The following is a 6915-nucleotide window of genomic DNA, read 5'->3' on the forward strand; positions in this document are numbered from 1 at the left end:
GCACACCGGAAGAGCAAGGCGGCATGACGCGTGAGATCGTCCTCGATACCGAGACCACCAGCACGGACCCCAAGGTTGAGCGCATCATCGAGGTCGGCTGCGTGGAGCTGATCAACCACATGCAGACGGGCCGGACCTTCCACCGCTACTGCAATCCACAGAAGGCGGTTCATCCGGACGCCTTCGCGGTGCACGGCCTGTCCGACGGCTTCCTGGCCGACAAGCCGCTGTTCGCCGCGATCGTGCCCGAGCTGCTGGCCTTCATCGGCGACGGCACGCTCGTGATCCACAACGCGCCCTTCGACGTCGGCTTCCTCAACGCCGAATATGCCCGACTCCCCGAGCCGCGGCCGCCGGCGATCAAGCTGGACGACGTGGTCGACACGCTCCTCCTCGCCCGGCGCAAGCACGCTGGCGCGGCCAACAGCCTCGACGCTCTCTGCAGCCGCTACGGGATCGATCGCAGCCGCCGCACCAAGCATGGGGCGCTCCTCGACTCCCAGATCCTGGCTGAGGTCTACGTCGAGCTGCTCGGCGGCAAGCAGACCGGCCTCGACTTGGCGCCCGTCATTGCCATCCCGGCTCAGTCCGCTGCGGATGCTGGGCGGCCGGTGGGGACGCGCGTGTTCAAATCCCGGCTCACCGACGCCGAGCGGGAACGCCACGCAGCGTTTATCGGTACGCTGAAGACGCCGGTCTGGGCGGACTACATCAGCGAGACGGATAGCTGATGGGCGAACAGCGCGATGCCGCTCAGGAAGGAGGCCGGATGACCTTCCACTCACCGACGAGCATGAGCGTCGCAGTATAGATCTCCATGCCATTCTCGTCGCGGACGATCGCCCTGAACGTACAGCGGTCACCGTTAGGTAGCCTGTCCCGAACCATGTCCGGCAGTGCGGATAGTGCCATGCTCCGGGCCGCCAAGGGGCATGTCAGGCCCTCGCCGTAGTGGCCCTCGACGTACTTGTCATCGTCGTCGGTATCGATCGTGTAGTGCGCCACACCGGCTCTCCTTCACAACGGAGTGAAGATGCACAGTTTCGGCAGTCGCCTCCCTAACATGCGTCAGGCCGCCGCACACTAAAGTCAAAGGCGGCATCAAGGGTGCCGGCAGGCTATGGCGTTCGATCGAAAGTGCCGGGATAAGCCGGCTGCAGTAGCCGAGACGATGCCCCAGACCCTCCCTGGCTGGATCCTGTTCGCCTGTATTCTGGTCTCTGGAATAACCGCAGGTTCAGCGGCTGCCGCGATGCTCGACGATGCACTAGGCGAAGGGGCGATCCAGCGACGCAATTTCCTAACGTTGCTGCTGTTCAGCGCGCTGCTGGTGATATCTGGGCTGCTGCTGCTGTGGGTCGAAACGCGGTGATGGGTTGGCCTCGGCCATTGGCACACAGCGGCTTGTTCCAATGCCCTCCAAGATCTGCGCCTCTCTCCGCGGTCTTCAATCCGCTTGAAGGCCTCCGGGGCTGTGCCCTGTACCTGCAGAGCATGCGGCATGGGGCACATTCGAGGGTCATGCCAAGAAGCTCAGACCAATTACCTTCAGAACCGCGACAAGAATTAGCACATATGTTAAGATGCGACGGCTGGGGCCGTCCTGCTCTCGCTCGTAGGAGGAGAGTGCATGGCCGATTTACCCCACCCGTCCACTCCGAACCCGATCCTGCGCAAGGTGGAGAGCATCGCGCTCTTCAAGCTGTCCGAGGAGGAGCGGGTGGCACTCATCGCCTTGCCGATGCAGGAGGCGCAGTTCGACGCTTACCAGGACATCGTTCGCGAGGGGGATCGCCCCTCTCGCTGTTTTGCGGTGCTGGATGGCTTCGTCTCCACGTATAAGACCACCCTCGCGGGCAAGCGCCAGGTCGCGGCCTTCCACGTCCCCGGTGATGTGCCGGACATTCAGAACCTGCACCTGAAGGTGCTCGACAACAGCATCTCTTCGGTTGGCCCGTGCAGGCTCGGCTTCGTCCAACACGACGCCCTGCGTGCGCTGTTTCGGGCCCATCCCCGCATTGGCGACGCATTCTGGCGGGTCACGCTGATCGATGCTGCCCTCTATTGCGAACGGCTGCTCAACATTGGCAGGCGCGAAGCCTACTCCCGCATGGCCCACCTCTTTTGCGAATTGATCACGCGCTTGGATGCAGTTGGGCTGGCTGCGGATCGGACATGCGCGCTGCCGATGACGCAGTCCGAACTCGGTGATGCGCTTGGGATTACCTCCGTCCACGTCAACCGAACCCTCAATGATCTGAGAGATGCCGGGTTGGTCACAGTGCGCAGCAGGCGCCTGAAGGTCCTCGATTGGGAGGGGTTGACTGCCGTCGCCGAGTTCGACCCAACCTATCTGCACCTGGGCCAGCCAGGACCAGGAATAGGTCGCTCGCGACCGGCTCGGTCATGCCGCCCGATCCACTCGTAGATGGGGCAGGGTACCCCCACATGCGGAGTATGATCACCTTCAAGCCGAACCCTCACAAGCTGCGGGTCACTCCATCCTTGAAGGAGCCGGGCCGGTTCGACTGGTCTGTTACGCGGGATGATGCGGTCGTGCGTCAGTCGGCTCGGTCCTTCGGCTCGGAGGGAGCGTCAGAGGCGAACGGCGATGCGGCGCTTCGAGAAATCACGTCTCATTGGTTGAGCGGACGATAGGTGCCGACTGCTCCGTAGCTATCCGCACGCAACAGCTACACCCGCTGCGGCTGCGCTAGCATGATGGCGGCGCGCACGGCGGCTCGCCGAAGCTCAGGGCTTGCCCAGCGCTGGCCGATCAGCGTGTTGGCGAAGGGGTGGTCCGCAATGGCGGCGGCCGGATCAATCCGATAGCCCTTGCCGAACGAGACCGAACCAGAGGTCGGATCGGCTATGTAGGCGTTTACCACAGCAGCGACATCGGCCTCGACGATGTCGAAGGTGGCGAACAGGTCGAGCGTCATGATCCGGTTTGCCATGGCGCCGTCATAGCTGCTTTACGACGCCAGCGCGCGAACGATGGTTAATCGAGTGCGAAAATCCAGCCACGTCCCGGCGCGGCGGCAGTCGGCCCTAACGTATGGAAGCGCTGGTCCTAGCCCATTCCGCGGCGATGATCGCCCGTCGTGCGTCTGCGTAGACTGGCGATAGATCTCCGGTCTTCCGGAGGACGGTACGCATCATGTCAGGGCCGCCCGAAGCCGCGAGCGCTCGGCCATGACGCCGGATAGCAGTCCGATGATGATCAGCCTTGGCGGCGCTCGGCGTGCGCTCGATGGCCAGGACCAAAACCGCGAGAGCACCCACCGCAGCATCGACCTCGGAGAGGTCTGGTCGGACACGTGGCGCTTCCTTCAACGGCATGGCGTTCCTCGGAGCGGCGGGGTTGTGTCTGAAGGCGAAGACGCAGGTGTTGTGCCGTGCTCGCCGATAAGCTGCCCCCAGTCAGTCTGCGGTGAGGCGCTTGGTGTTGAAGGAGACGTGCTCGCGGTAGCGGGCGATGACCGTCTCGGGCGAACCGCCCATCATCAGCGTCGTCATGGCTTCACCGGCGGCCTGCATCTTCTCGGTGATCATGGACTGCGCCTCGGCCAGCCCCTCACTGCCGCCCCAAGCGAGCCGGGCCAGTCGTAGCTCGACCACGCGCTGAGCCTCAAACGCGAGCATCATCAACGAGAAGAAGGGATTGTACACGGCACGCTCCACGCCGCAGCAGGTGCTGCATAGGCTGAATGCGGCTTAGCCTCACAGCGATCCTGCATGACAACGCATGGCGGACCCGCCTTGCGGGATTGCCCCTGCCATTGTCTTCAGGAGGCACGCCGATCGCGGTGGGACTGTGATGAAGCTGGGCTAACGTCATTAATCCGCGTCGTCTGCCTGCCCATCCCGGCGAGCGCCACGGGCGACGAGGACCAAGGCATCATCGGCCAAGGGCCGCTGGAGATCCTTCGCCTCCGGCCAGGGGGCCGAGAGCCACGTCGCCCACTCCTCCGGCTTGGTCAGGATCACCGGCATGGCCTTCGGGTGCACGGCCCCGACCTCCGCGTTCGGCTCGGTGGTCAGGAAGGCATACAGGTCGTCCGTCGTCTCGCCGTCCTTGACCTTCCGCACGCTCTGCCAGCCCTCGACCAGGATGCCCGCGAAGCAGGTGAGGGGTCGATCCTCCGTCAGGGCGAACCATACCGGCGGGTGCGAGCCGTCTGCGGCCTTCTCGTTCTCGGAGAAGCTCGTGAACGGGACAAGGCAGCGGTGCTCGGGCGAGAGCCAGCGGCGCCAGTGCGGCGAGGCTGTGTTGCGCACGTTCGTGACGCCGGGATCGACCTTCTTCCCCTTCAACGCAAAGGCTGGGGAGGGCATGCCCCAGCGCATCATCGACAAGGCACGAGCGCCGTCGCGCATGCGGATTACGGGCGCCGCGGTATTGGGGAAGATACCCGGCAGCGGGGGCAGGTTGCCGGTCTCATCGCGTTCGACGCCGAACACCTTGCCGATCTCCGATTGCCCGCGGACCAAGCTGTACAGATTGCACATTCGGCTTGCTCGCCAACGCCACGATGGAGATCGGGACCCCGAGGCGACAACCGGCTCGGCCCCGCCGCCAGATCTGATCACGGGCTGTCAGGTCCTGCGGCAGAGCCGATACGCAACGCGGCTCAAGGTGCAGGATACCAACAATGGTTTAGCCGGCCGTCACCCGGGTGGGCTTCGGGCTGTGTCGGAATAGGCCGCGCAGGGCCCGGAAGGGCAGGAGCAGCAGCTTGACCAAGCCGTGAGCGACCATGACGGTGACGACGGCTAGAAGGGCTAGGAGGGTGTTGCGCAACGCAGGGCACTCCAAGACGGAGTCAACTCGGCGATCCGTCATCGCCATTGCTCTCAGGAGGCGCTCCGATCGCGGCGAGACTGTGAAGCTTCTTAGCTGCGCGCGTTCGCGAAATCAGCCTGAGATGACGTCGGGTACGCCCGATCGGGGTGCTGCGTAGGCAACACCCACCAAGTCCTCTCGTCGCCAGACTATGCGAACGGTTGAAGGCATCGGCTCCTGGCCGATCGCGAGTTTGAAGTAGCGCGGCACTGCGAGACCGGGCGGAAAAGCGAGGCAAGCACCCACGGGTGAGTGGTTTGTCACGATACAGCGGACTCCTACATCGATCCCTGGGAAGGCAACATGGCCTTCGATGGTAGCTTCGACCCGAAGCTTCGTGCGGCGATCCTGCATATCAGTACACGGACTGGATGTATCACGATTAGGCACAGGTTGCATCCATCAGCATACATCTAAGAACTAAATCCAGGACAATAGCGATCCAGGCCGACAAGCGTCGGAGTACCATTCGGTCGGGTATGATTAGCGCAATCCTAATCACTCGTGCAATAAGGCGTCGTGAAGGTCTATTTTAGTTGCATCTATGGATGCTGCATCGCCCTGCTGTTCGTCTTGGAGGCTCGGCAAGGGATACGGTGTGAAACCGCGGCGGACGATGTCGTGGATGGGTGCGGCTATTGAACCAGAAACGGACCTCAGCGCTTCCCTATAGCTGACGCGGCCCTCCTGCGCCGAGGCAAGGAGGAACCCAATGCGTATTTTGATTTTCGCCGCGCTTGCCGGTGCCAGCCTGGTTGGTTTGAGCCTTCCGGCTGCAGCCGTGCCGGCTGGCCCGGTAGCCGGTGTCTTTTCGCCTTCCGATATGCTCACCAACGTGCGAATGCGCCGCCATCGCATGCGGCGGCCGTCGATGACCTGGGTGCAGCGGCGAGGGTCCCGGCGCTAGCTCGATCACCGGCGGGCAGCAATACCCCTGTCATGGGCTGTCACATGCTAAGCGCACGCCAGCCTCGGACTCCGCGGTGACACCTTTGTCCGAGACTGGAAGCCCGCCCGGTTCAACGGAGCGAATTTTTTCATGGCCTGGGCTTTGCCCTGAGCACCTGCTCGTCGATGAGACCACGAGCTAACTTTGCGGCGCGCTCCTGATGGGGTGCGCCGCCTCTTCCACAGCTGCAGGTCGTTCAATCGCGACGCTCTCCACGAGGTAGCTAACAGCCTGACCGACAAGACGCGGACCGAACTAGGATGTCGGTGTCGCCGATTGTCATGACGCTGATGAGCTGCTCGCCGCGCTTCCAGAGCATCGAGCACGCCGCGGCTCCGAACGGCGCACAGGTCTCAGCTTCCGGGTAGGCTTCGCAGGTATCCTCGCGACGCTCGCACACTCGGCTTGACGGTGGCACAGGGGCAGGCCTCCAGCCGAGCTGAAGAAGCGAAGCCCGAGCATCGGGGTAGAGGGTGTTTGGTTTGAACTTCGGCACTGGCATCGGCTCGGCTGCCTGCGTCCCACCGGCAGCGACGACGAAGGCGAGGGCGGCGAGGGCTGTACGCATCTCGGCAAGGATAGCCGCCAGGATGGCGGTGTCGAGGACGGCCGCGTTACGTCAATAGCTGAACTTTCGGTCCCTCATTGTTCTCCTCGATGAAGATGATGCCAGCGGCTTCGAGGGCAGTCTCAGTCTTCCGGTGAGCGCTCGGCAGCTGCGGTGCCCGGTTCGGGGGCGGGGCCAGTATCAAGGGTGCTTCCGCTGACCAGTGCGTTGGCCCAGGCGCTTGCGATGAGGCGGACCTGCTCGATAGCCTCGGCACGTGTGAACGGCTCATCGCCATCGTCGACACTACCATCTGACCAAGCGACGAACCCGGTGCGTCGGCCATTGGCATCCTCGACGCAGGCCGCGTCGTCAAGGATGCAGATGCGGAGTGGGAGCGTGAGACCGAGCGTAGGCATATGGACGACATAGAGCGCCTGAGTTCGGGGACTATCGGAAATTCCGTGTGTGAGCGGCGGGTTGAACATCAGGCCGCCATGGCCCGGGTGAAGCGCTCGCCGAAGATGACGGCGAACTGCGCCTTGGCCATGACCCACTCACGCGGGCCCATCT

At 63.5% G+C, this 6915-nt stretch carries 9 protein-coding genes; 3 read left to right on the plus strand and 6 right to left on the minus strand.

The genetic code is table 11. The annotated features are described in order from the left end of the window. Positions 1 to 23 precede the first annotated feature (23 nt). Entirely contained in the window at positions 24 to 731 is a 708-nt protein-coding gene (gene dnaQ / locus FV242_RS31800; RefSeq protein WP_147941710.1) for a DNA polymerase III subunit epsilon, read from the plus strand. Positions 732 to 753: 22 nt separating this feature from the next. Here dnaQ and FV242_RS31805 read toward each other — a convergent pair whose 3' ends face one another. Next, a complete protein-coding gene (locus tag FV242_RS31805; protein ID WP_147941711.1) occupies positions 754 to 1005 on the minus strand; it encodes a hypothetical protein in 252 nt (83 codons plus the stop codon). A 166-nt stretch (positions 1006 to 1171) separates the two neighbouring features. Between FV242_RS31805 and FV242_RS31810 the strand changes: the two genes are divergently transcribed. Both FV242_RS31810 and FV242_RS31815 read left to right on the plus strand, forming a co-directional pair. Continuing rightward, a complete protein-coding gene (locus FV242_RS31810; RefSeq protein WP_147941712.1) occupies positions 1172 to 1372 on the plus strand; it encodes a hypothetical protein in 201 nt (66 codons plus the stop codon). 258 nt (positions 1373 to 1630) lie between these two features. Further along, positions 1631 to 2428: a Crp/Fnr family transcriptional regulator gene (locus tag FV242_RS31815; protein WP_147941713.1), complete on the plus strand. Its 798-nt coding sequence runs from the start codon at positions 1631 to 1633 to the stop codon at positions 2426 to 2428. Between the two features lie 265 nt (positions 2429 to 2693). On the opposite strand, the gene FV242_RS31820 is transcribed toward FV242_RS31815, so the two are convergent. From FV242_RS31820 to FV242_RS31835, 5 genes are all read right to left on the minus strand, one after another. After that, positions 2694 to 2957 carry a hypothetical protein gene (locus FV242_RS31820; protein ID WP_147941714.1) on the minus strand — a complete coding sequence of 88 codons (264 nt, stop codon included), beginning with the start codon at positions 2955 to 2957 and terminating at the stop codon, positions 2694 to 2696. A 466-nt stretch (positions 2958 to 3423) separates the two neighbouring features. After that, the gene (locus tag FV242_RS31825; RefSeq protein WP_147941715.1) at positions 3424 to 3672 is read right to left on the minus strand and encodes a hypothetical protein; all 249 of its coding nucleotides are present in this window, start codon (positions 3670 to 3672) and stop codon (positions 3424 to 3426) included. A 168-nt stretch (positions 3673 to 3840) separates the two neighbouring features. After that, complete coding sequence (locus FV242_RS31830; protein WP_147941716.1) at positions 3841 to 4512, minus strand: SOS response-associated peptidase; 672 nt, start codon at positions 4510 to 4512, stop codon at positions 3841 to 3843. 148 nt (positions 4513 to 4660) lie between these two features. Beyond that, complete coding sequence (locus tag FV242_RS35030; RefSeq protein WP_187278650.1) at positions 4661 to 4804, minus strand: hypothetical protein; 144 nt, start codon at positions 4802 to 4804, stop codon at positions 4661 to 4663. A gap of 1681 nt (positions 4805 to 6485) precedes the next feature. After that, a complete protein-coding gene (locus FV242_RS31835) occupies positions 6486 to 6830 on the minus strand; it encodes a hypothetical protein (protein WP_246692982.1) in 345 nt (114 codons plus the stop codon). Positions 6831 to 6915 lie beyond the last annotated feature (85 nt).

It is taken from the genome of Methylobacterium sp. WL64 (genome assembly GCF_008039945.1).
GTDB lineage: Bacteria > Pseudomonadota > Alphaproteobacteria > Rhizobiales > Beijerinckiaceae > Methylobacterium.